We start from the raw sequence: 25,425 nt of genomic DNA on the forward strand, positions 1-25,425 counted from the left end.
GAAGCTAAAAACGGAATTGTGTTTTGGTACCTACAATCTAAGTAATGGAGATGTGCTAAATGAGATATCAGGATTCAATGACGCCTATGGAAAGAGCAGCCGCTATTGCCAAGGGTGAGGCAGCCGACAGATTGCCTTGTAACCCTAATATTGCTAACGGGGTAGCGCGGATTTATGGGTGCAAGGTATCTCAGTTTAATACCGACGCCAGGACCCTAGCGGCAGCACAAATTGCTGCTTACCGCAAATTTGGTTCCGACGGCGTACGGATTTTTACCGATCTTTTCCCTTGGGCAGAGGCCATGGGTGCGGAGGTTATCTGCCCCGACGACGCTACGGTAGATTTAAAAAGGCCTGCTGTCGCTGAGATCAGTGAGATCAACCGGCTCCGCCCGGCTAATCCCTATCAAGATGGCCGGCTTCCTGTCCATTTGGAGGCTATGAAATATTTGCTGGATGAGCTGGGGAGTGAGGTAGGCTGCTCCGGGGGGATTGTCGGTCCGTTCACAAACGCTTTTTTTCTCATGGGAATAGACAAGACGCTTAGGCTGTTGCGTAAAAATCCCGAAGCTATGCATCAACTCTGTCAAGTGTCCTTAGAAACTTGCATAAATTATGCGGAAGCAGTCATCGATATCGGCTTGACCCCCACCATTTCCGAACCTATGTCTTCCTGTTCTGTGGTGAATCCGAAAGTATTCCGGGAATTTTCCTTGCCGTATTTGCAAAAGCTGGTGGATTATATTAAAGGCAGGGGTAAGGGCGTTGTCATTCATATATGTGGGCTGACCCACAAAATTTGGGATGATATTGCGGCTATGGGTATAAGCGGCTTTAGCATTGATAATGTAAGCGGCTTAAAGGATTGTTGCCGGCAAATCGGGGATAAGGTAAAAATTATGGGTAATGTTGATCCCGGCGGCATCATGTATGCAGGCTCCGTCCAAGAGGTGCGGCAAAAAACTCTGGAATGCATCCGGGATGGATATGATTCGCCGAAAGGCTATACTGTTATGTCCGGCTGCAGCCTGCCTATCGAAACTCCAATCGAAAATATTGTAATGATGATGGATACCGTCCGTGAGGTAGGGTATCCTGTGGATATTGATAAGGTAAATCACATGCTCCGGAGTATGGAAGAAGCTGGTTAATTAAGGGGAGATCTTGGTATGACACAAAAGATAATCGCCTGTGAAGTATTGAAGGAAGAACTGCTCGCCGTGACATCAGGCCGTGAGATCGAATTTGAATTTCTTCCTCAGGGGCGGCATAATTATCCGGAAAAATTGGGCCGGGAATTGCAGGACATACTGGACGGTTTAACCGGCTATGAGCGGGTTGTACTGGCGTTCGGGCTATGCGGCGGTGCGGCAAAAAATTTGCGGGCGGGTGATTTCACGCTAACCATACCACGGGTCCATGACTGTATTCCCTTGTTGCTAGGTTCTAAGGCCAGGTTTGCTGAACATCAGTCGGAAGGAACAGGCACATTGTATATGTCACGCGGCTGGACGAGTAGTGACGGGTCTATTGTTTCAGAGTATCAGCGCACTTATGAAAAGTTTGGGGAAAAAAAGGCGGCGAGAATTTTTGAGATAATGTTTAATGGCTATCGGCGTGTCTTGTTTATCAGCGCCGGCTTGCCGGATGAAGAAAAATATGTGCAGCGATCTAAAGAAATAGGGCAATTACTAAAATTGGATCATCAAATCACCCAGGGTAATTTAACGTATATTGATAAGCTGGTCAACGGACCTTGGCCGGAAGACGAGTTTATCAATATTGCTCCTCACGAAGTTATCAAAGAATCTTATTTTTTGGTTTAATACCGGAAGGTGTAACAGCCAAGTGAAACCGGCCCCCCGGAAAAATACTAAATTTGATTAATCAGCACTGCTAAATTTCGGCAGTGCTTTTTATGTGATCAGGTTGGGGCCTATGTGGTTCGGGAGTTTAGTAAACCTTTTTGGTTCAGGTCATCTAGAAAGCAGTTTTTATCATTAGGAGTATGCTCTTGCAATTGAGGCATAATTATGGCACAATAATACCATAGAGTTAGAGAGGAGTGCTGATTATGCCGCGAATCATCCCGATTCGAGATTTGAAAAATACAAGTGAAATCTCTCAAATGTGCCACGAGGCAACCGAGCCGATCTATATTACCAAAAACGGCTATGGCGATATGGTTATCATGAGCATAAAAATGTACGAAGAAAAATTGTTTATGTTGGATGTGTATAACAAATTGGTTGCAGCCGAGGCACAGATAGCAGAAGGAAAGGTGTTGGATGGAGACACCTCTTTGAAAAGCATAAGAGAAAAATACAATGTATAGACTGGTTGTTTCGGAGCTTGCCCACCAAGATTTGGATAATATTGTCTCGTACATTGCGGTTGAGCTTGCAAACCCCATAGCAGCTACCAATTTCCTCGATGAAGTAGAAAAATGCTACGGTTATTTAAAAAGCAATCCGCTTATGTATGAACGGTGTCATGATGCCCGCTTGGAAAAAGAAGGCTATCATAAGGCGACCATTAAAAACTATATCTTGGTTTATAAGGTTGATGAAGCAGTTAAGGAGGTTATCATTCATCGTTTTTTCTATGGGGCACAGAACTATGTAAAATTGATATAAAGAAATTTTGTTTTTATAGGGGGCTATGTATAGGGGAATCTTGAGGACGACCTTAGCGATGTCATAGTAAAAGTCAAATTTGCCCACATATGCAACAGAATGTCTGCGGAGATAATGCACCAAAGAAGAAATTGGAGGTGCATTTTTTCATGATAATTGAATTATAGTTGAATAGAAAACTATGGTAGGGACGTGCTAGTACATCCTTTCATCCTGAAAGAGGTTTCAGACAAAAAACGTAGCCAGTTGGAATGGTTTAAAAAGCGTACAGAAGAAAACAATAACCAATGCCTTGATCATCCAAAAGAAAAGGGTAACATCTGTACGAATGGGAATTTAAAAAAGATTAGCAGACAATCAGGGAGTAGTATGATCCAATAGATTTTATTTAAACAAATATTGGCATATAATAATATTTTTATTTTATATCATGTCAAATAATGGTATAATTTTGATAATAATGTATTTCTAAATTTAATCTACAAAATTCCTCATTTATAGGCTGGGTTATAAAACGTATAAATATATTGAGGAGGAACAAAAGGTGCATATTTTTGCAACATTGAAATCAGACTCTGAGATGGAGTTGCCAATTACATACAATCATCTTTTGCAGGCTGCTATTTATAGGATCATTGATCCGGAATTGGCAGCCTTTTTACATGAGCGGGGTTTTGAGACTGGTAACCGAATTTTTAAGTTATTTGCTTTTTCCCGTTTATCCGGTCGTTTTTCCATCGACAAAGAAAAAGGGACAATTAAGTTTTTAGAAGAAGTAAAATTGGTCCTGTCATCTCCGGTTGACCGGTTTTGCCAGTCTATTGCCAATGGTCTATTAACTAAGGATGATATTTACTTAAACCATAACAATGTGAAAGTAGAAAAAATTGTTGTCCAAAATTTCCGTATTGATCGAGAAAGAGTAGTCTTAAAAACTTTATCCCCGGTTGTGGTATACAGCACTTTATTAAGACCGGAGGGGAGAAAGTATACCTGTTATTTTCAGCCCGGAGAACCGGATTATGATTCTTTGATTACAAATAATTTACGAAAGAAATATCAGGCTCTTTATGGGAAGGACGCCCCAGAAGGTAAGGTAAAAGTGAGAAGACTTGGAGAAATGCGTCTGCACGTGGTTAACTATAAAGATACGGTAATTAAAGGGTATTCGGGAAAATTGGAACTAACTGGGCCAGTGGAACTTTTGCAAATGGCAATAGATGCCGGGTTTGGTGGAAAAAATTCCCATGGATTTGGATGCATGATAATTAAATGAACTAATTCCTTATAGATAGACTAAAGGGCTTTGCTGCCTATACCACTGCATAAGTTTTAATTCCTCATAGGAAGTCTAAAAACACAGGATCACCGGATCACCACAGGCTGCCTGTCGGAGTTTCAATCCCTCATAGGGAGTCTACAAATTCGGGTTTTACTACTATACCAATCATGATTGTATGTAGTTTCAATTCCTCATAGGAAGTCTAAAAACTGGCGGGTATGGGGCTGTTATCTCCCTATCTCCAGGAGTTTCAATTCCTCATAGGCAATCTAAAGACACCCCGAGCGTTCTGGGCGATGTTATGTTTCGATGCTGATAAAGGTAGATTGGTAATTGTTATTATCCTAACATATCTTAATGAAAATATAAATATGAGATCTCTAAGTTATTATGGAAAGATTGCTGAGTTTTATGCCATGAGAAGATTATCATAATAAAGTTGAAAATATATTTTTGCAAAGAGAGGTGTTGGAGAATTTAATAAAAATACAAAAAATAGTTTTAGTGGAGGAATATTTACCGGCTATTGGAAAGAGGTGAGTCTGAAATTGTGGAAATGAAATTCACGAAGCTTGGACATTTTTGGTTTGACTCAGGATTGGTAGGCCTGATTAAAATGGTGGAGCAAGTCGGATCTTCAGATATTGCAGTGAGGCTAAACGACCAAGAATACGTCTTGACGGGAAAGGCAGAGGATGTCCAATCAGTTCTTGAAAAGGCGTATGATTTATTAACGGAAAAATTTTATAATTTATCTTCCCAAAAACAAAAAGAAGAAAAGACTTCATACAACTTTTTCTATGACAGCCGGACTGATTGTTTTAAAAGTTTTCCTAAACGAAAATCCGTGGGCATTGCGGAAGTCATCTATAATAAAGCCGCCCGGCCGACCGGAAGTATGGTCAAGTGGGAGAAAAAAGAGAAACGCAATGTGAATTTTGCCGGAAAGGTTGTTAGAAGAACGAGAGGGATACTGCCGGATGAATTTCGCCATCTGCAGGCAAGACTGGATGATTTTTTGGACAGTAACGGGTTGGATGTTACCACTGCCGGCCTTCTCGTGGATGGCCCAAATGCCGTAAAGCCCAATGTAAAAATCAAAGTAGACGATCAAAATAGCAAAGGGATTTGTTATCTGTGTGGAGAGGAATCCGGGATTCTGGATGAAGCGAATCAAACCGTATTTCCCCTTATTACCGGGTCTTCCGGTGTGCTGTCTTTTAATTCAGCAGCGGGAAAACCGGAAAAAGTCTGCTGGAAGTGTGCTTTGTTAGGAAAGTTTGTTCCAGCTACGGGGTTTTATTTATCCGCCGGAGAGCATTTATTTGCATTTTTACCTTACTCTCTTTCGCTGGAAAAGATGTGCACGGTTTATGATGCTTTGCAGGCGGCAAAATACGATGATCCAAGCCTTTACCGAAATTTTCAGCACCCCCTGGGCGGGTATTACCAGCACCCCTTTGAGGTGACCGTTGCCTTTCTGTACACGCTTTATGGAAAAATTCTGCTGCAAGAAAAAGCGGATGCTGCCCATGAGGATACCTATTTTGCGGAACTGGACTTGGACAAGTTTTTTGATATTACTCTTGCAAAAGCTCCTCTGGAATTTGTGGTAGTCCATACCAAAGACGAAGGGAGCACCTTTGCCGGAAAAATGGTTTGGCCGTTTAAAGAAACTGTATATTTTTTTAAGTTGGTAAGGGAAATTGAGGTTAGAACCAACACTTCTATAAAGGAAATTTTTGCTTATTTAGTGGATTATAGCCAATCGAAAAATGAGAATAAGACATTGACAAGAAACCGGGTTTGTGAACGGATTTTAAAAAAGCAAACCATTCTCGATTTAGTGGAAAAACATGTGTTTCATGCTGATTTGACTTATTTCAAACCTTTGCTGGACATGCTGTTGATCTATGAGTTGCTGATAAAGGAGGAGAATGCGATGTTTAAAGATGAGCAAGAGACAGCCGTAACTTTAGGGAGAAATGTGGGAATGGCGGTAGGCAAAAGCTCCGGAGGCAAAAAGGGCGATTTATTCGCCTTGCGGAAAAGCCGCCGTAAGGTGGATTTCCTGGAGCAGTTGAATCGGCTTCAGTTTAAGCTGGGTAATGACTTTATCGTTCCGGCAGATGTCTATACAGGAAAACTAACGGATGAAAATTTTCAAGAGTTCAAGCAGTTTTGCATGGTGGCGGCTCTCAACAGTTATAATTATGCCAAAAACGGGCCGAACAAGGAGAAGAAAAAGGAGGACAATAAATAATGAAAAATGCAAAGGCGTTGACGATCACCTTTTTAACGTCGGTTTCTCTGGGGAGTTTAAACGGATCGGATAAAGAAGCCGATAATATTGTCAGTATCAAAAAATTTTCCAAGGGAACGGAGCAATTTCCCTATGGATCTTCCCAATGGTTAAGGCGGGCGTTAAGGGACCAGATGGCATCGCTGGGCTGGACTACCTCTGAAGGGGTTGCCGCCAGCATTGCCAAAGGGGCATCAACTACTGCGCAAAAACCGGATCAATATTTTGATGATGACCTCTTTGGGTTTATGGGAACGGAAAAAGGCGATGAAGAAAAAAAGGGCTCAGCAAATAAAAGAACTTCCCCGGTACGGGTGTCTCCTCTGATCTCCCTGCATAAATATGAGGGGGATTTGGACTTTGGCACCAATTACATGGGGGTAAAAGCCGGGGGAAATCCCAACATTTTTGAAACAGAGATTCATGCCGGTCTGTATCGGGGCACAATTTTAATCGAGTTGGACCGGATCGGTTGCGGGGAAGGATTTGACGCTGAGTTGCCTCAGGAGGAGAAAGCCAAACGGGTGGATGGTCTGTTAACTGCCATAAAAAATTTGTGGTCTTCTGGTCGGCAGACCCGGTTTTTGGCCGACATTTCCCCCAAGTTTATCGCCGGGGCTCTTCTCATCGTGAAAAACCCCATCTTCCTGGAAACGGTTACTGTCGAGAAAAATAGCATTAACTTCGGCCTGATTCAGGAAACCCTTGCCGATTACCAAGAGGAAATCATCGCCAGTGTCTTGGGTGCGAAAAAAGAGATGTTTGGCGATCTGGCAGATCGGGTGGTAACGATTGGAGAAGCTTTTGCGAAAATGAAGACGTGGGTTGATAGCCATTACTTAGAGAAATAGGGTGAGGATATGTTCTATTTTAGTATACATACCTATGCCGTTACAGCTTCTTTTCGGATCCCGGAAACCCATACCTTTCAGCAAACACTGCCTCTTCCTCCGGTCACGGCGCTGGCAGGAATTCTGGGTGCGGCAGCCGGATGGTCTTTTGAGCAAACGATGGATTTTTGCCGGGAAAAGGGGATTCGCTTTGGGGTGGTGGGTACCCATAAAGGCAAAGCAAAAGATTTATGGAAATATCAGAAAATCAAATCCGGGGAAACCATACCGGCAGTATTATTGCGGGAGTTTTTGACGGACTTGGACATGGTGATTTATATTGTTGCGGAGGAAGAGGATATTGCCGAAGAAATGCGACAGTGTTTTCTCAGTCCTTGCTATGCCTTAACAGCTGGGAATAGTGACGATCTACTGAAAATTAGATATGTTTCCTTGGTGGAAAAGGGCCAAGTGGTATGGGCTGAAGATTTTCAGACAACTGTTATCAGCGGTAACCATGCTGCCAATTATGAATCAAATATTGACATAAAATCTATACCCTTGATGAAAGCGCTTTATGCGCCGCAAGTGCATTTGCTTCCCACGGAATTTCAGTTTTTGGGCCAGGAAAGAAGGGTTACCGCTCGGCAACCGTTTACTTTTGTGGATACCCCGATTAAACTAAAAACTCCTGTCCAAGCTTTGCAGGTTGGAGAACAGGCGGTCCCATTATTATGAATACTCAGTATTATGCAAAAAAGGATCAGGTTTATGAAGAACACCTAAAAGCGGCTTATAAAGCCTGGAAGGAGACTGTCAAGGAAAAAAGAAATTTAATAGAAAGAATCGCGAGAAAATACGGTTTTTCTCTCGAAAGATTTTTGCAGGGCTCCTTATTAACAGTGGTGCTGCATGATATCGGAAAGATGATTAGGCCCTTTCAGGAAATGATACAGGCGGCGCGGCAAGGGAAAAAATTTGATTTTAGAAAGAATTACCGGCATGAATTGGTTTCTTTTCTTTTTGCTTTAGCCGGATGCGGGGCCTTGGAAAAAAGATCCTTCTATTCCAAATGGCCGCTGGAAGCAATAGCGGTAGCAGGCCATCATAAGGCCCTTGATATTGATTTATCCTCATTTGACCGAGAAAAAAGAGCCGGCAAACTATCCGTTGAGGAGGAAGGGATCTTAGAAGGACTGACGGTGGCTCAAGAGTTTTTCGAAAGGGAAAAGTGGCAGTGGCCCCAGTTACCCTATCAACTGGCCCAGGCAGACGGCCTTGGCAAACTATCGGAACTGGTTGTTAATTATTTGCCTAAGATCAAAGACCTGGAAGATAGCGAAAGGCTAAGGACACTTTATGTTCTGACAAAAGGGATTTTGCATTATGCAGATTGGCACGGATCGGGAAAAGTTCCGGTAAATTATGCTGTTACCTGTTCCGAAGAAGAGATTATTGAAAAGACCCGCAAGCGATGTTTGGAAAAAAAGATTACATTTACCGGGCTCAGGCCTTTCCAGAGGCAGGTAGCGGATCAGTCCGGACATGTCATAGCAATTGCTCCTACGGGTAGTGGAAAAACAGAGGCCTCTGTTTTGTGGGCACTGAAAAATTCAGGCGAAATGGGGGGAGCCAAAATCCTTTACTTGTTGCCCACCATGGCCACGGCAAATAGTATTTGGCGCCGCCTTAGCCAGTTTTTCGGACCGGATCAGGTGGGATTAACCCATTCTTCAGCCAATCTTTGGTTTGAAACAGAAATCGGGCATGAGGCAGAATCGAAGGAAGAGGAGCGTCATTTCCTTTTTGATCAAACCTTTATTAGACCGGTTACGGTGGGGACTGTCGACCAGTTGCTGAACGCCGGATTTAATGGGGGGCACTGGGTATTAAAGGAAATTAATGCGGCCAATGGAGTCATTATTCTGGATGAGATTCATGCTTATGACGGATGGACCTTGGGATTAATTGTCGCCACCATAAGGCATTTCACTGATTTGGGTGCGCGTTTTTTGCTCATGAGTGCGACTATGCCCCAAAATTTGATAGAAATGTTCCAAAAAGTGCTGCCTGAGGCACAGATCATTGAAGATACCGCTTTATTAAATGCGCACCGGAGCAAATATTTTATTCAAGATAAATCAATTATGGAAGCGGACAATGATATCAGAGCGGCAGTGACAGCCGGACATAAAGTTTTGGTAGTCGTGAATACCGTTGAACGGTGCCAGCAGTTAGCAACAAAGCTGGAAGATTTGGCTCCGCTCTGCTATCATTCACGGTTCATTCTCCGGGACAGAAAAGATATTGAAGCAAAAATGGACGATGCCCGATTAGTCATTGCTACGCAAATTGTGGAAGTGTCTTTGGATTTAGACTTTGATTGGCTTTTTACCGAGTGTGCTCCTCCTGACGCTCTTGCGCAGCGGGCGGGGCGGGTAAATCGCTACCGGGATCCTGGCCGGGACAGCAGGATCTATATTTACCGTTCGGACGAAAAATCCCAAAAGATTTATGACCCGATTAATGACCCAGAGTTATTAAACAGGTCTTTTGAAGCGTTTAAAAAATCTCCCCAGGATATGACGGAGAGAAATCTTTTGGATGTAATCGAAAAGGTATATGCAAATATGCGTTTTGAAGAGAAAAAAGGTTTCCCGGAAGCTTTAAATCAGTATGAATTAAGCCAAAAGATACGTTTAGCAATCCTTGATAACCCTTTGAAAGAAGACGAATTGGCAAAACAGGAAAAAACCCGGATGAGTGATTATGAAACAATATCGGTGATACCCTATTGCTTTTACAGTGATGTTCAGGAGATTTCCGTGCAAGAACGAAGATGGTATGAAGTGAAGATCCCTTATTGGTATTTTGCAAAACATAAAAGGGTGGTTAATGGAATCTTATTTTGCGATATGGAATATGACTCTACACTGGGTGCTTTTTTGAAAAGAGATGATAGAAGCTTATTTTATTAAGTCTGAGACAAAGTGGGGATCCTTTTGAATAACTTATCTGACCTTCATGTTACCGGTACCCTTATGTGGTACTACCATGTCTGCCATCGGGAGGTTTGGCTTATGTGCCATAATATAGTTCCCGACCAGTCTGACCAGAATGTGGATTATGGCCGGTTTTTGCAGGAAAATGCTTATCAAAGGGATAAGAAAGAGATTTCTGTGGGGCATCTGAAATTTGATATGGTGCGGAGAAAAGATGGGCAGTTGATCGTAGGTGAAGTCAAGAAGAGCTCTAAACATGAATTAAGCGCTAAGATGCAGCTTGCCCTTTATTTAACTGAACTGTCCGCACTGGGAATTCAAGCCAAAGGTGAATTGTTGTTCCCCCAAGAAAAGAAAAAGGTAGAAGTGGAACTTACTCCAGAACTGAGAGAAATCGTGGAAAAATCGAAACATGACATTTTGCGCATTGCATATTTACCGGCACCGCCTCCGGTTACCAAAAATAAATTTTGCCGCAATTGTGCTTATGCTGAGATGTGCTGGGCGTAGGAGGGGATATTTTTGAAAAAATCTGTCTATATTTTTTCCGATGGCGCATTGCAGCGCAAAGATAATACGCTGTTTTTTGAGGGAGAACAGGGGAAAAAATTTCTTCCGGTTGAAGATATTAATGAACTGATGGTTATGGGAGAAGTTTCTCTCAATAAAAAGTTTCTGGAGTTTGTTTCCCAAAAAGAGATCTTGGTACACTATTTTAATTACCACGGGTACTATATGGGCACCTTTTACCCCCGGGAACATCTCAATTCCGGTTATATGATCTTAAAACAGGCGGAGCATTATTCCGATTCAGAAAGGAGAATGATGATCGCCAAGGGATTTGTAACCGGGGCTGCCAAAAATATCAAACAAGTGCTTAAGTATTATGGTAATCGGGGGAAAGATTTAGATGAGATTATTAACAGGATCGAAGAATTGCTTGAACTGTCTTCAAACAGCAAGGATGTAAATGAATTGATGGCCTTTGAGGGCAATATCCGGGATCATTATTATAAGGCCTTTGATCTTATTTTGGATGATTCTGACTTTGCATTTGATCAGCGAAGCCGTAGGCCACCCCTTAATTATTTAAACTGTTTGATCAGCTTTGGTAATTCCTTATTGTACACAATCGTTCTTAGTGAAATTTATCAAACCCATTTAGATCCCCGAATTGGTTTTTTACATGCAACTAATTTTCGTCGCTTTTCTTTGAATTTAGATGTAGCAGAGATATTTAAACCCATTATCATTGACAGACTGATTTTTACATTGATAAGCAAAAAAATGATTACCAAAAAGGATTTTGAAAAGGAAACAGAGGGCATTATTCTGAAAGAACAAGCAAAAAAGACATTTGTGGAAGAATTGGACAAAAGACTTAAGACCACTATTAAACATCGAAAATTGCCTCACGAAGTATCATACCGGAGATTAATTAGGTTAGAACTTTACAAATTGGAAAAACACTTAATGGGAGAAGAAGAATATAATCCTTTTATTGCCCAATGGTAATGAGTTAGGGGTGAATTCGGATGTTTGTAATTTTGGTTTATGATGTTGGCGAAAAAAGGGTGAATAAAGTTTTAAAAAAGGCGCGAAAATATTTGAATTGGGTACAAAATTCGGTCCTGGAAGGCGAAATCAGCGATGCTAATTATAAAAAACTGAAATATGAATTAGGAAAGATAATGAATCTAGACGAAGACTCAGCGATTATTTATCAGCTTAGAACTACAAAGTATTCCTCGAGAGAAATTATTGGGATTGAAAAAGGAGGCCAGGAATTGATTCTATAAATTTTTGTATTTTGGTTCGTCGATCTATAATACGGTAAAAAAATGTATACATCGACGACAATTTTGGACTCGCTAAAACTAAGTTTTAGCAGCTAATCGAGCTAAAAATCGATTTATTAAGCATAAAGAACGAAATATATATTTTATTATAACCTTTTAAATAAACATAGGTTTTACAGGAATTATGTGTTTCTAAAACGGGTTTTTAGACTTCCTATGAGGAATTGAAATTTCATCGGAGTGCGCAGCCTGCAGGGTTACGAGCTGGTTTTTAGACTTCCTATGAGGAATTGAAATATTTAGTGGAACGTTGAGGTGGAGAAAATGTATCCGGTTTTTAGACTTCCTATGAGGAATTGAAATTCAGTTTGTCGATGGTCTAAACATTAACGAGCATCAGTTTTTAGACTTCCTATGAGGAATTGAAATTGTCTTTTAAGTGCGTCTCCTTCGCCCCGGGCCTCAGTTTTTAGACTTCCTATGAGGAATTGAAATATTCCATGGCATTTCCCTCAATGCGGTTGAGGTCATTGTTTTTAGACTTCCTATGAGGAATTGAAATATAGTTTTGTATTCTCTTCTAGACATAAAAAGTCCAGTTTTTAGACTTCCTATGAGGAATTGAAATAGATATACAATGGAGGTTGATTCTAATAGCGGCATAGTTTTTAGACTTCCTATGAGGAATTGAAATCAAAAGAATGGGGCTTAGAATACTTGGATAAGCTTGTTTTTAGACTTCCTATGAGGAATTGAAATAAGCAATTTGACTATGATAGGCTAAAACATACCGGCGTTTTTAGACTTCCTATGAGGAATTGAAATCATAAAAGGACATTGTTCCACTCGGACACAAAGGGTCGTTTTTAGACTTCCTATGAGGAATTGAAATCAAGATCATGAAAGCATTGGGCATGTACCAGACTGAGTTTTTAGACTTCCTATGAGGAATTGAAATCTCTATTAGAGTCGTTTATTTTTCTGCATTCTTCGCAGTTTTTAGACTTCCTATGAGGAATTGAAATGAAAAAGACTATAAGAACACAAAATATTGCCTAAAGAGTTTTTAGACTTCCTATGAGGAATTGAAATAATAATTCCAGATCAGGAATAAGAAAATCAGTTGCGTTTTTAGACTTCCTATGAGGAATTGAAATCCCCAGAATGTATTCCTAATTGCCAGGGAAAAGCCGGGTTTTTAGACTTCCTATGAGGAATTGAAATCCTCGAGAATCACCTCTCTAATAATTTTTTTCAACCGTTTTTAGACTTCCTATGAGGAATTGAAATAATATTGATCTCTATATTTCTGCCATCTTGCATCATAGTTTTTAGACTTCCTATGAGGAATTGAAATTCTTTTGAAATAAAAAAGAGAGATGGCTGGTTTTTGTTTTTAGACTTCCTATGAGGAATTGAAATCTGTCAAAGCCATGATCTGGCTCAAAAAATATCTGAGTTTTTAGACTTCCTATGAGGAATTGAAATTGGGGTACCCTGGCTGGGGTACATGCATATCCAGCAGTTTTTAGACTTCCTATGAGGAATTGAAATAGATAGCAGTTTGACTATTAAAATGTTTGTAATAGCGTTTTTAGACTTCCTATGAGGAATTGAAATCTTGTCTGTCATAAATGCGATAATCCATCATGTGTAAGTTTTTAGACTTCCTATGAGGAATTGAAATCTGCAAGCACAAAGGTCATTATAATTTTATGCATGGAGTTTTTAGACTTCCTATGAGGAATTGAAATCCAAAAGCAGGAGATAATATTGCCTGTTTAATAAAGTTTTTAGACTTCCTATGAGGAATTGAAATTATGAAAACTGTGGCAACTGAGGGAGCACAAAAAACAGTTTTTAGACTTCCTATGAGGAATTGAAATTTGAATACCTTTCTTTGTATTGCATCCACATCAATGCGTTTTTAGACTTCCTATGAGGAATTGAAATTTAAGTTTGAGCATAGTTCCCGCCTCCTTTCAGCCTGTGTTTTTAGACTTCCTATGAGGAATTGAAATTTGGAGTCCATTAATCAAATTCCAAACGGTGCAATTGTTTTTAGACTTCCTATGAGGAATTGAAATTTTGACTTATAATTATCCATTGCCTTATTGACCATTGTTTTTAGACTTCCTATGAGGAATTGAAATAACAGAAATGCCATTGACTGGACAACCAGATCCATGGTTTTTAGACTTCCTATGAGGAATTGAAATGGCGCTTTCATGCCCTCCTCTTCCTGGCCTTCATTCGTTTTTAGACTTCCTATGAGGAATTGAAATTCTCTTCAATCATTCTTAAAACCTTGGAAAATTCTTGTTTTTAGACTTCCTATGAGGAATTGAAATCCTTGAGTCCAAAATTCCTCATGGTTAAAAGGAGTTTGTTTTTAGACTTCCTATGAGGAATTGAAATATCCTTTATTTATCGGCTTAAGATTCCTTTGCAATCGTTTTTAGACTTCCTATGAGGAATTGAAATCTGTTAAGGTCGGTTTTCCGGTCACTTTTATCGTTGGTTTTTAGACTTCCTATGAGGAATTGAAATCAAAGCCGTAGAGAAGGAATATCAAATAGGTCATACGTTTTTAGACTTCCTATGAGGAATTGAAATTTCAGGATTTGGCTGAGGTTGTCAGGGCTTCGCAAAGTTTTTAGACTTCCTATGAGGAATTGAAATTCGCAAACATGAATCGCTTCGTTCCACTCCGGAAAGTTTTTAGACTTCCTATGAGGAATTGAAATTCTAAGCAGCGCCACCGTTTCCAATGAGGAGGAGGGGTTTTTAGACTTCCTATGAGGAATTGAAATGCAAAGGAGGAAAAGTAAAAAATGACCAACAGGGAAGTTTTTAGACTTCCTATGAGGAATTGAAATTCTGTCATCTCACAGGCATAAATGCGGCCGCTACGGGTTTTTAGACTTCCTATGAGGAATTGAAATCCGGTCAAAACAATCCACCGGACTGCTCTTCTATGGAGTTTTTAGACTTCCTATGAGGAATTGAAATCTTTCATGCTGGAATTAGTACCCTTTCCGCTTATCTGTTTTTAGACTTCCTATGAGGAATTGAAATATTAAGTTTGCTTCCAGGTCATCGTATGTTTCGCGGAGTTTTTAGACTTCCTATGAGGAATTGAAATCAAACTAACATTTGATGATGGTACGGAAATAATATCGTTTTTAGACTTCCTATGAGGAATTGAAATGTTGATGGTTGGTCCGATGGTTGCTTTGACAAGAAAGTTTTTAGACTTCCTATGAGGAATTGAAATCAATTTCATAACCCTTTTCTTCGAGAGCCTTAATTGGTTTTTAGACTTCCTATGAGGAATTGAAATTTTAGAGTTCATGGCACTAAAGCTCATGCACTTCTTGTTTTTAGACTTCCTATGAGGAATTGAAATTCTACAAAACAGTTGAATAGCTTAATGGCCTGATTTGTTTTTAGACTTCCTATGAGGAATTGAAATACTAAAATATCCGACGAGCTTAAAGACTTAGAATATAGTTTTTAGACTTCCTATGAGGAATTGAAATCCTAACCGCCAACGCGGGTAAATGTCATTTCCCAATGTTTTTAGACTTCCTATGAGGAATTGAAATGCGGAAAGAGCGGGCGTATCAAGACAATATATATCAGTTTTTAGACTTCCTATGAGGAATTGAAATATAATTCCGGTATTTTGATCTGATTCAAGTATCCCGGTTTTTAGACTTCCTATGAGGAATTGAAATCTGTGCTACAATCACCTTAAGTAAATCTTTTGTGTTGGTTTTTAGACTTCCTATGAGGAATTGAAATAAATCACACTGTAAAGACCAGGCTCGTTTATAATAAGGTTTTTAGACTTCCTATGAGGAATTGAAATTATAAAATACTATAGAAGCAAATCAGAATGGAATGTGTTTTTAGACTTCCTATGAGGAATTGAAATTAATAAAAATCAATTTGATCTCGAAACCTAATCAAAGTTTTTAGACTTCCTATGAGGAATTGAAATCATGCATTTGCAACAAACCAATCCGGTAGGACAGAAAGTTTTTAGACTTCCTATGAGGAATTGAAATTATAAAATACTATAGAAGCAAATCAGAATGGAATGTGTTTTTAGACTTCCTATGAGGAATTGAAATTAATAAAAATCAATTTGATCTCGAAACCTAATCAAAGTTTTTAGACTTCCTATGAGGAATTGAAATCATGCATTTGCAACAAACCAATCCGGTAGGACAGAAAGTTTTTAGACTTCCTATGAGGAATTGAAATTTTACGGAATCGGAAAGAATACTGGAAAACTGACTGGTTTTTAGACTTCCTATGAGGAATTGAAATTAGGCAATTGCGTTTCTTTCAGATGCGTCCTTCATAGTTTTTAGACTTCCTATGAGGAATTGAAATTTGCTCCTTCTATGTAGCCTAAACAAAAATCATATCGTTTTTAGACTTCCTATGAGGAATTGAAATTCAAAAATACTTCCCGGTACCCTATGTAGTTGAGCCATGTTTTTAGACTTCCTATGAGGAATTGAAATAGAGCTTGACCGATTGAAGAAGGGCCTCGGTCTGGGTTTTTAGACTTCCTATGAGGAATTGAAATATTGGGAAGATAGTAACTATAATGGTTTATATGGGGGTTTTTAGACTTCCTATGAGGAATTGAAATTTAGAATTGGAATATCATGTTCCATATCAGATAGAAAGTTTTTAGACTTCCTATGAGGAATTGAAATTTTGATCGGGGAAGTAGTTAGGCTTGCATATTTCTCGTTTTTAGACTTCCTATGAGGAATTGAAATCCACCGAAGTGAGCAAGCCCGCATCTCATATCCCATTGTTTTTAGACTTCCTATGAGGAATTGAAATTCCAGTAATTCCGCCTGAAGGTAAATCCCGTTTTCCGTTTTTAGACTTCCTATGAGGAATTGAAATGTTGTTGCTAATGATGCTTTGTACTTGCCCATGTCAGTTTTTAGACTTCCTATGAGGAATTGAAATTTCTCGCCGGGGAGCAATGCCCGTAAAATTGTTTTTGTTTTTAGACTTCCTATGAGGAATTGAAATAAGAACATGAAGAATATAACGGACAAAAACAAACAGGTTTTTAGACTTCCTATGAGGAATTGAAATAGAATTGGCGGTAACGGAGAAATAAACGGAGTAGTAAGTTTTTAGACTTCCTATGAGGAATTGAAATTTAGATTTAAAAGGTTATTCTTGTTTACATCCTGAGTTTTTAGACTTCCTATGAGGAATTGAAATGCAGCTCTCCAGCGCCTTTCTCCTGCGACCAGCCGGTTTTTAGACTTCCTATGAGGAATTGAAATGTTGCAGTAGTTGGTTGGTTGCTATACTATATCGCTGTTTTTAGACTTCCTATGAGGAATTGAAATTTGCAGACACCGGCAGCATGGCGTGGGGTAAGCGTGGTTTTTAGACTTCCTATGAGGAATTGAAATTTTAGAAAAGATATGGAAATCAATAATGGTCGAGTTAGTTTTTAGACTTCCTATGAGGAATTGAAATTTCCATTTTAGACTAAGCATATCGGTGTGTCTATTCGTTTTTAGACTTCCTATGAGGAATTGAAATTCGTAAAAATCTTCCTCAAACTCTCGCGGATCACTGGTTTTTAGACTTCCTATGAGGAATTGAAATTTAAACGTGCCTGCCCTTCCATAGTGAAATTTTTTCGTTTTTAGACTTCCTATGAGGAATTGAAATTCACAACTTCCCATCTAATAAATTCCTTGGCTACCCGTTTTTAGACTTCCTATGAGGAATTGAAATACTCTTCCTGAGTAGGGACAAAGCCGAGTTCAAAGAGTTTTTAGACTTCCTATGAGGAATTGAAATAACGGTATCCGGACAAAGGCTGAATACTTTTCAAATGTTTTTAGACTTCCTATGAGGAATTGAAATCGAGAGTAATCGAGGCATATCCATGTTGTGTCACAGCGTTTTTAGACTTCCTATGAGGAATTGAAATACAAAATCGGAGAAAGAAAACGAAAAAAACAAAAAGGTTTTTAGACTTCCTATGAGGAATTGAAATGAGGAAAAACTCGAGATAGCCCAGCGGCAGATTGATGGTTTTTAGACTTCCTATGAGGAATTGAAATCCATAACCGGGAAGGCCACATAATGATCCGGAATAGGTTTTTAGACTTCCTATGAGGAATTGAAATTTTATTGATCCGGGCAAATGGTAGCCCGGAAAGTATGTTTTTAGACTTCCTATGAGGAATTGAAATCCAGGAAGCGCAGCAAGCCCTAATCCGGTTGATTGCGTTTTTAGACTTCCTATGAGGAATTGAAATATATTAATAGTGATTCCCCCTACACCCGCCAAGCTCAGTTTTTAGACTTCCTATGAGGAATTGAAATCTTCAATGGTCTTTTCAGTTTGAAACAAAATATAGCGTTTTTAGACTTCCTATGAGGAATTGAAATGATTACCTTCGAATGATACATGAAAAAGCAGACTCGTTTTTAGACTTCCTATGAGGAATTGAAATACCGACTTCTCAATTAGTTCCTTCCTCCCTTTGCTTGTTTTTAGACTTCCTATGAGGAATTGAAATCAATTTTAGCAAAACCAATATAATCCACAGATGAGGGTTTTTAGACTTCCTATGAGGAATTGAAATTTAAACGTGCCTGCCCTTCCATAGTGAAATTTTTTCGTTTTTAGACTTCCTATGAGGAATTGAAATTGTCCAGCAGGCTAAAGGAAAGAAAGATCGTTACGTCGTTTTTAGACTTCCTATGAGGAATTGAAATTTTAATATACTGCCCCACATAATTGTGTTAGTTGCAAGTTTTTAGACTTCCTATGAGGAATTGAAATTCCGCATACCCGGAAAGACCTTCCCCGTCCTCTGCCGTTTTTAGACTTCCTATGAGGAATTGAAATTACGACCAGAATTGACAGAATTGCCGTCGGTCATTAGTTTTTAGACTTCCTATGAGGAATTGAAATCTTTGTTGAGCTGTCATTTGATTCACCTCTCATTTGGTTTTTAGACTTCCTATGAGGAATTGAAATATGAAACCGGAGGCCTTTAGAAGACTGCAAGAAAAGTTTTTAGACTTCCTATGAGGAATTGAAATTCTACGAAACCTTGTCGCAAATGAGGTAATAAATCGGTTTTTAGACTTCCTATGAGGAATTGAAATCCGGAAGTACAACGAGCGAGCGTTGCTCCAATACGAGTTTTTAGACTTCCTATGAGGAATTGAAATTCCTTTCAGACAACCCTTGTCTATTTAGGCAACCCGTTTATAGACTTCCTATGAGGAATTGAAATATAGTAATCGCCAAGGAACGGGTACAAGAGAATGGGGTTTATAGACTTCCTATGAGGAATTGAAATAGGAAAGAAGCAGGAGATTACTTCATTATTCAGAGAGTTTATAGACTTCCTATGAGGAATTGAAATGCAGCTGCAGAGAATTTCAGTGCTGGGGTCAGGGAGTTTATAGACTTCCTATGAGGAATTGAAATTTACTCATCGAACGTACACCCAATTTGGGGATAATGGTTTATAGACTTCCTATGAGGAATTGAAATATATTGCCGCCGGTTTTGTCAAAACGTTGACCAAGAGTTTATAGACTTCCTATGAGGAATTGAAATTCAAATCCCTTAAATCCTTTTAACATGGTATCCTCTCGTTTATAGACTTCCTATGAGGAATTGAAATATCATATTCCCGGCGCAAAACCCCTCCCCGTATCCGGTTTATAGACTTCCTATGAGGAATTGAAATGCAAAAGCATTTAGTAGGCTTTTAGAAAGACAAATCACGTTTATAGACTTCCTATGAGGAATTGAAATTGATAACAGGACGATTCCGGTTTCCGGCACCATCTGGTTTATAGACTTCCTATGAGGAATTGAAACTTGGATAAATGTCCCCGGATGACTGGCTGTGAAAAAGTTTATAGACTTCCTATGAGGAATTTATAATCCTTAAACAAATGAATTTTGGTATGAGTAGTTTTTAGACTTCCTATAGGACCCACCTCAATACCGATGAAACGCGTTGGTAAAAGAGGCGAAAACAAATAGGAACAGATTACCTGGGACGAAGCCTACGATACGATTGAAAAGAATTTTAGGAAAGCTATCGAAGAATATGGACCGGAGTCCATATTGGGTTATATCGATACCAGCAGAGGTCTAGTGTGGCACATGGGCCGTTTCATTTATTGTTAGGGTAGCCGGGCGGGGGATTAAGCGGAAATTCTGTTACATGCCCAGAGCTGTGGCAAATATTGCTACTTTGGGCGCTTTTCTGGCTGCCTATTGTTTCCAATACAAGGTAGAAAATTGATTCCCTTGATTGGGTTATCGATACTGATAGTATCGATATTTTTTATAGTATGGTTCCATCAGTCCCGGGGGTATTTTTTTGATTGACCTAGGGTTCGAAAAATAAACATCTTTTATCATTGCACGAAAATAGATTAAATAATTCTATTGGACAATGAATATCTGGTTGGTTTAATATTTGATCGATGTCGGGGGAAAGTGGTGGAGCTTTTGAAAAGAAACAAAAAAATTGTTTTGTTGGCCCATTGCATTTTGAATGTAAATGCCAAGGTTTATGGTATTGCCACAGAGCCGGCCGGTTGCACGCAGATTATTACGGGTTTATTAGATAGGGGCTTTGGCATGATCCAGCTGCCTTGTGTGGAGCAAAGCTGCTTTGGCATCAACCGGTGGGGGCAGGTCAAGGAACAATTGAATTTCCCCGGGTTTCGCACTAAATGCCGCAGCTTGTTGCAGCCTATAGTAGAGCAAGTGTCGGATTTTTATGCAAACGGTTATGAAATAGCGGCTGTCATCGGTTTAGACGGCAGCCCTGCTTGCGGCGTTAATTACACGTGCACGGGAAATTGGGGCGGGGAAATTGGCAGTGGCTATGATTTGCCTGCAAAAATTGCCTCTCTTGCGATCTTGCGGGAACCGGGCGTGATGATGGAAATTTTGCAGGAAATGCTTAAGGAAGCCGGTATTACCGTTCAATTTTTGGCCGTTGATGAGACCAATCCCGAGGCTTCTGGAAAAGATCTTATGGCAAACCTTCGTTGAGCAACTCCTTTGGATACATAGATGAAGGAATGGAAGATGGCCGATACTGATAAGTTTAAAACAAATTATTTATTGAAGCCGGATTGTGATAACGTTCGTAAAAGGCATAGGGATTTTTGGCAGTATCAACCTACAGACTGCCCTTTGCTCTATATTAAAACCAAAAAGGAACGTGCTTTACCTGTACTTTTAGCTGACCAAAACAAAAGCCGTAAAGAGCTTGAGTTGGACTTGCCCTGGCATATCCGTCATTGTCACAGCCAGGTGACGGTTTATGATTTTTTGTTCGACAGTATGCCTGTATCAGTTGTTATGTTTGGCCGGGATATCACAAATATGGGTGTGTTGTCCGGGAATGACTTTGATATTCACGCTGCTACAGAGTTTATCACCTTTGAGCAGAACACTGATTTTCTTTTTGCTCCTACTCCTGAATTTAACGAAGACCATCCTTTTGTACAAAAGGTGCTGGCAATTTACCAAGGGGTAACAAAAAATATGGGGCATGCGGCGTGTATCAATCCGCCGGCGACGGCAGATGCCATGACTACCATGGCGATGATTATGGGGACGGAAAAATTTTTGCGGAGTTTATCTAAACATCCCGCAGCCGTAAGACAAAAAGCCCTTGAATTAAACAGACTATTTTATCATTTTTATAATTATATTTATGCCTATTTGCTTGAATCCGGTTATGGCGAGTCGGCTTCCTGGTTTCCGGTGTTTGTGGAGGGCAAATTTGACAGTGTCAGGTCGGATATATCGGTGATGCTCTCGGGAAAGATGTTTGCGGAGCTTTCTTTGCCTGCTATTGCAGATGCCTGCTCTTATTTGGATGATGCCATGTTTAATTTGGATTCTGTGGAATTAATTCGCTTTTTACAGCCATTATCGGAAATAAAAAAGTTAAACGGCATTTACTGGAATATTGAGCCCTGGTTGGATAACGTTACCCCATATTTACCTGTATTAAGACAAATTAAGGAAATGGGTTTTCTATTAGCCATACCCTGCAAAGGTGTGGCGGATGCGAAACTGATCATAAACGCTTTGGGAAAAAACGGCTTGTTGCTGGAATTTCCTGTTTTTGAGGAGCAAAGCCAGGGAATGGCGGTAGGGGAAGCGGTGGCTGCATTTGCCGGCCATTGTTTATATTAAAATTATGATCTATTAAGGGGGAGAAGAATTGAAAAGGTTTAAGTTTACAGTATTGATTTTAGTTCTTGTTTTATCTGTATTTGCGCTAGCAGGCTGTGGTGGAACAAATAATAGTACCGGGGATGCAGAAAATACTGCCGATACGGAAAATAGTACTCCAGCTGATGCATCGCTGCAAACAGTGCTTGACAAAGGGGTTTTGCGTGTTGGTATGTGTCCGGAATATCCTCCCTTTGAGAGTATTAACGAAAGCAATGAAATTGTTGGTTTTGACCCCAGCTTGGCAGCTGAAATTGCCAAAGAATTGGGTATCAAGGCTGAATGTGTCAATACCCCTTGGGAAGGTTTGATCGCGGGATTAAACAACGGCGATTTTGATATTATTATGTCTGCCATGTCTCCGGAAGAAGCAACTGCTGCTACGAAAGCCGTGGAGCTGAGCGATAATTATTATGTCATGTCTGATGTGATTGTGGTGCGGTCGGATAATACGGATATTAACAGCAAAGAAGATTTAGCAGGGAAAATAGTGGGTGTGCAGGATGCCTGCTCTGCCGCGCAAGCTGCGGAGGACCTGCCCAACAAGGGTATTCAGGTGGCAAAACTAAACCACTATACCAGAAATGCGGAAGCTTATGCAGAGCTGGCCAACGGCAGAATCGATGCTCTTGTGGTCAGTATCACCTATGCGAACGAACAGGCGAAAAATAATCCCGGCTTCAAGGTGGTCAATGATCCCCTTCATGAAGTAGGCATTGCAGTAGTAGCGAAACAAGGCTCGGTTGCTTTGATTGATAAAATCGACGAAATCGTTGCCAAATTAAAAGAGAACGGCACTTATGACAAAGTAGCCGTCCAGTGGTTGGCTGCTGACTAAATTATACACATGATAAATTTTGCGGTGAGCGAACTGTGAGTAACCCAGTTCGCTCGCTGTTTAATAAGGTGGTTTTAGTTTATGAGAAATTTGGATTTTTCCGTGATCGCACCTTATTTTAACCTGTTGCCGGAAGCTATTGCCATCACTTTAAAGGTAGGTATCGGTGGTTTTATCGTTACGATCATCATCTCCATGATGGTGGGCAGCTTGCGCACCAGAAAGCTTTGCCGGGCTGTCCATTTTTTGCTCACGGTTTATGTGGAATTTTTCCGAGGCACGCCTTTGTTGATTCAAATTTTTGTCGTTTATTACGGGCTGCCTTCCTTCGGCATTAAAATCGAGCCGATTACAGCTTCCATTGTCACAATGGGGCTTAACAGCGGTGCTTATATGTCTGAGGTTGTGCGCGCCGCCATTCTCTCCGTGGACAGGGGGCAGTACGAGGCGGCGGCAATGCTGGGCTATAAGCCTGTGCAGACCATCATCCACATTATTTTACCCCAAGCTTTACGGATTGCCGTGCCGTCCTATATGAACGGTTTTTCCTCTATCATTAAAGAAACTTCTTTGATTTCCGTTTTGCCCGTGGTGGAGCTGACCAAGCTGGGAAATCAAATTTATGCCAAAACCTATCATCCCTTTGAGATCTATATTACCATGGCAATTATTTATTTTATCATGACCTATTCGGTAACCTTTTTCGCAAAATGGCTGGAAAGGAGACTCTCTCTATGGGTGAACTAATCAAAATAAATAATCTGTCAAAGAGTTTTGATGAGATCAAGGTTTTAGAGTCATTGAATATGCAGGTAGAATCCGGTGAAGTCGTGGCGATCATCGGTGCCAGCGGCAGCGGCAAGAGCACCTTGGTGCGTTGTATTGCCGGCCTGGAGCCGGTAAGCGGCGGGGAAATTTTATTGCATGATACTGCGGTAGTAAATACCGCAAGTACCAATGGCAAGATCGGCATGGTTTTTCAGAATTTTAACCTGTTTCCCCATTATACGGTGGGAAAAAATATCACCATGCCTTTGAAAACAATTTTGAAAATGTCGGATGACCTTGCCATCGCCAAAGCGAAAGCTTTGCTGGATAAGGTCCATATTTTAGATAAATTTGACCAGTACCCCAATAATTTATCGGGGGGACAGAAACAAAGGGTGGCCATTGCCCGGGCATTGGCCCTGGAGCCGGAGATCATTATTTTTGACGAGCCCACATCCTCTCTTGATCCTGAGCTGGCCCACGAGGTATTTGAGACCATCAGCGATTTGGCCAAGGAGGGTCAAACGATGCTGATTGTCACGCACCAAATCAATGCCATTCGCCGTTTTGCCACGAGGATTGTTTTCTTGAATCAAGGCAAGATTGAGGTAGAAGGGGCCCCGGATTACATTTTTAATCAGGTAGATCATCCTAATTTGCACCAATTTTTGAAGCAAGTTGACTTTGAAGATTTATAAAAAAGATCTGATGAGGATTTTATAAATAGAGAAGTCCTCATTTTTTATGGGATCGGTAAGGTGATTGACGATGATTTTTTTGATTTTGGCCATTCTGAGCAATTGTGCGGAAACGATCATAATCCGGTTTTCGGAAAGAAATTTGCATAATCGTTATGCGGTGACGATGTTTAATTATATGATTACCGTAATGATGAGCTATTTTTTTATTGGTGGCGCCAAGGCCTTCAGCCTGGCCGGTGATCACCGGTTTGCCCTGTTTTTGGGGGTTTGGAACGGGGCTTTATTTGTCACTTGGTTGTTAATTTACCAAGTAAGTATCCGTCATAACGGGGTGCCCATGTCCGCCACCTTTGCGAAGTTGGGCATTCTTTTACCTACCGCCGGTTCGGTGGTATTTTTTGCGGAAAACCCCTCTCTGGTGCAAATAATGGGGATCATCATTGCGTTATCAGCGATTGTGCTATTTTATTGGCCTGAAAAGAGCAGGGCAGGGGAGGCACCAAAGCCCGGGTTCAGGCTTTTACTGATGCTAGTTTTGTTGATCGGCGGCATGGGGGATTTTAACTCCAAGATATTTGAACACTTTGGTAATCCCCGGTTTGACGGTCTGTTTTTGTTTTATACCTTTTTGGTTTCATTGATTTTAAGCATGGTGGTCTGGTTGGTTCAGGACAAAAGGGTCCATCAAAGGGATGTGCTTTTTGGGGTGCTGATTGGCGTGCCCAATCAGTTGACTACCATGTTTTTACTGTGGGCGATTATGCGGCTCCCCGCTTATCTGGTATTTCCTATTTACAGTGTGAGCGTAATATTACTGGTTAGCCTAATCAGCAGCTTATTATTTAAGGAAAAGCTTTCGCGTCTCCAGTGCTTGAGTATGATCTTGGTGTGTGTTGCTTTAGTATTTCTTAATATATAAAATATAGATAGTGTCTTCTGTTAATGACAAGTGCTAATATATAAGGAA

General features: G+C 40.3%; 18 protein-coding genes and 1 CRISPR repeat array. All 18 genes read left to right on the forward strand.

Features of this window, described 5'->3' with window-relative positions; all coding sequences use genetic code 11:
* The first annotated feature begins 59 nt into the window (after positions 1-59).
* The 18 genes from DCMF_RS24040 (at position 60) to DCMF_RS24130 (ending at position 25,377) form a co-directional block, all read left to right on the forward strand.
* Positions 60-1,151 carry a uroporphyrinogen decarboxylase family protein gene (locus DCMF_RS24040; protein ID WP_148136775.1) on the forward strand — a complete coding sequence of 364 codons (1,092 nt, stop codon included), beginning with the start codon at positions 60-62 and terminating at the stop codon, positions 1,149-1,151.
* Between the two features lie 18 nt (positions 1,152-1,169).
* Positions 1,170-1,826 carry a DUF1638 domain-containing protein gene (locus DCMF_RS24045; protein ID WP_148136776.1) on the forward strand — a complete coding sequence of 219 codons (657 nt, stop codon included), beginning with the start codon at positions 1,170-1,172 and terminating at the stop codon, positions 1,824-1,826.
* A gap of 248 nt (positions 1,827-2,074) precedes the next feature.
* Entirely contained in the window at positions 2,075-2,335 is a 261-nt protein-coding gene (locus DCMF_RS24050; protein ID WP_148136777.1) for a type II toxin-antitoxin system prevent-host-death family antitoxin, read from the forward strand.
* A complete protein-coding gene (locus tag DCMF_RS24055; RefSeq protein ID WP_148136778.1) occupies positions 2,328-2,636 on the forward strand; it encodes a type II toxin-antitoxin system RelE/ParE family toxin in 309 nt (102 codons plus the stop codon). The genes DCMF_RS24050 and DCMF_RS24055 overlap by 8 nt, the downstream gene beginning before the upstream one ends.
* Before the next feature lie 544 nt (positions 2,637-3,180).
* Positions 3,181-3,912, forward strand: coding sequence for a CRISPR-associated endoribonuclease Cas6 (gene cas6 / locus DCMF_RS24060; RefSeq protein ID WP_236860113.1), 732 nt, complete (start codon positions 3,181-3,183; stop codon positions 3,910-3,912).
* 556 nt (positions 3,913-4,468) lie between these two features.
* Positions 4,469-6,181, forward strand: a complete 1,713-nt coding sequence (locus DCMF_RS24065; protein WP_214658861.1) for a hypothetical protein — start codon at positions 4,469-4,471, stop codon at positions 6,179-6,181.
* A complete protein-coding gene (gene cas7i, locus DCMF_RS24070; protein WP_148136780.1) occupies positions 6,181-7,071 on the forward strand; it encodes a type I-B CRISPR-associated protein Cas7/Cst2/DevR in 891 nt (296 codons plus the stop codon). Before DCMF_RS24065 ends, cas7i begins: the two co-directional genes overlap by 1 nt.
* Positions 7,072-7,080: 9 nt before the next feature.
* On the forward strand, positions 7,081-7,788 hold the full coding sequence (gene cas5 / locus DCMF_RS24075) for a CRISPR-associated protein Cas5 (protein WP_148136781.1): 708 nt from the start codon (positions 7,081-7,083) through the stop codon (positions 7,786-7,788).
* The gene (gene cas3 / locus DCMF_RS24080) at positions 7,785-10,028 is read left to right on the forward strand and encodes a CRISPR-associated helicase Cas3' (RefSeq protein WP_148136782.1); all 2,244 of its coding nucleotides are present in this window, start codon (positions 7,785-7,787) and stop codon (positions 10,026-10,028) included. The genes cas5 and cas3 overlap by 4 nt, the downstream gene beginning before the upstream one ends.
* Positions 10,029-10,091: 63 nt before the next feature.
* Positions 10,092-10,562 carry a CRISPR-associated protein Cas4 gene (gene cas4 / locus DCMF_RS24085; RefSeq protein ID WP_148138058.1) on the forward strand — a complete coding sequence of 157 codons (471 nt, stop codon included), beginning with the start codon at positions 10,092-10,094 and terminating at the stop codon, positions 10,560-10,562.
* Positions 10,563-10,574: 12 nt separating this feature from the next.
* Entirely contained in the window at positions 10,575-11,567 is a 993-nt protein-coding gene (cas1b, locus tag DCMF_RS24090; RefSeq protein ID WP_148136783.1) for a type I-B CRISPR-associated endonuclease Cas1b, read from the forward strand.
* 20 nt (positions 11,568-11,587) lie between these two features.
* Complete coding sequence (cas2, locus tag DCMF_RS24095) at positions 11,588-11,851, forward strand: CRISPR-associated endonuclease Cas2 (protein ID WP_148136784.1); 264 nt, start codon at positions 11,588-11,590, stop codon at positions 11,849-11,851.
* A 201-nt stretch (positions 11,852-12,052) separates the two neighbouring features.
* Positions 12,053-19,826: direct repeats of the CRISPR family, unit length 30 nt; unit sequence GTTTTTAGACTTCCTATGAGGAATTGAAAT.
* A 567-nt stretch (positions 19,827-20,393) separates the two neighbouring features.
* Entirely contained in the window at positions 20,394-20,954 is a 561-nt protein-coding gene (locus tag DCMF_RS24105; protein WP_148136785.1) for a CD3072 family TudS-related putative desulfidase, read from the forward strand.
* 36 nt (positions 20,955-20,990) lie between these two features.
* On the forward strand, positions 20,991-22,112 hold the full coding sequence (locus DCMF_RS24110) for a hypothetical protein (RefSeq protein WP_148136786.1): 1,122 nt from the start codon (positions 20,991-20,993) through the stop codon (positions 22,110-22,112).
* A gap of 28 nt (positions 22,113-22,140) precedes the next feature.
* Positions 22,141-22,989, forward strand: coding sequence for a transporter substrate-binding domain-containing protein (locus DCMF_RS24115; RefSeq protein WP_148136787.1), 849 nt, complete (start codon positions 22,141-22,143; stop codon positions 22,987-22,989).
* An 81-nt stretch (positions 22,990-23,070) separates the two neighbouring features.
* The gene (locus tag DCMF_RS24120; protein WP_148136788.1) at positions 23,071-23,736 is read left to right on the forward strand and encodes an amino acid ABC transporter permease; all 666 of its coding nucleotides are present in this window, start codon (positions 23,071-23,073) and stop codon (positions 23,734-23,736) included.
* On the forward strand, positions 23,724-24,455 hold the full coding sequence (locus DCMF_RS24125) for an amino acid ABC transporter ATP-binding protein (RefSeq protein WP_148136789.1): 732 nt from the start codon (positions 23,724-23,726) through the stop codon (positions 24,453-24,455). The genes DCMF_RS24120 and DCMF_RS24125 overlap by 13 nt, the downstream gene beginning before the upstream one ends.
* Positions 24,456-24,525: 70 nt before the next feature.
* Positions 24,526-25,377, forward strand: coding sequence for an EamA family transporter (locus tag DCMF_RS24130; RefSeq protein WP_148136790.1), 852 nt, complete (start codon positions 24,526-24,528; stop codon positions 25,375-25,377).
* Positions 25,378-25,425 lie beyond the last annotated feature (48 nt).

Origin of the sequence: Candidatus Formimonas warabiya, assembly GCF_002777255.1 — a bacterium.
In the GTDB taxonomy this organism is placed as follows: domain Bacteria; phylum Bacillota; class Dehalobacteriia; order Dehalobacteriales; family Dehalobacteriaceae; genus Formimonas; species Formimonas warabiya.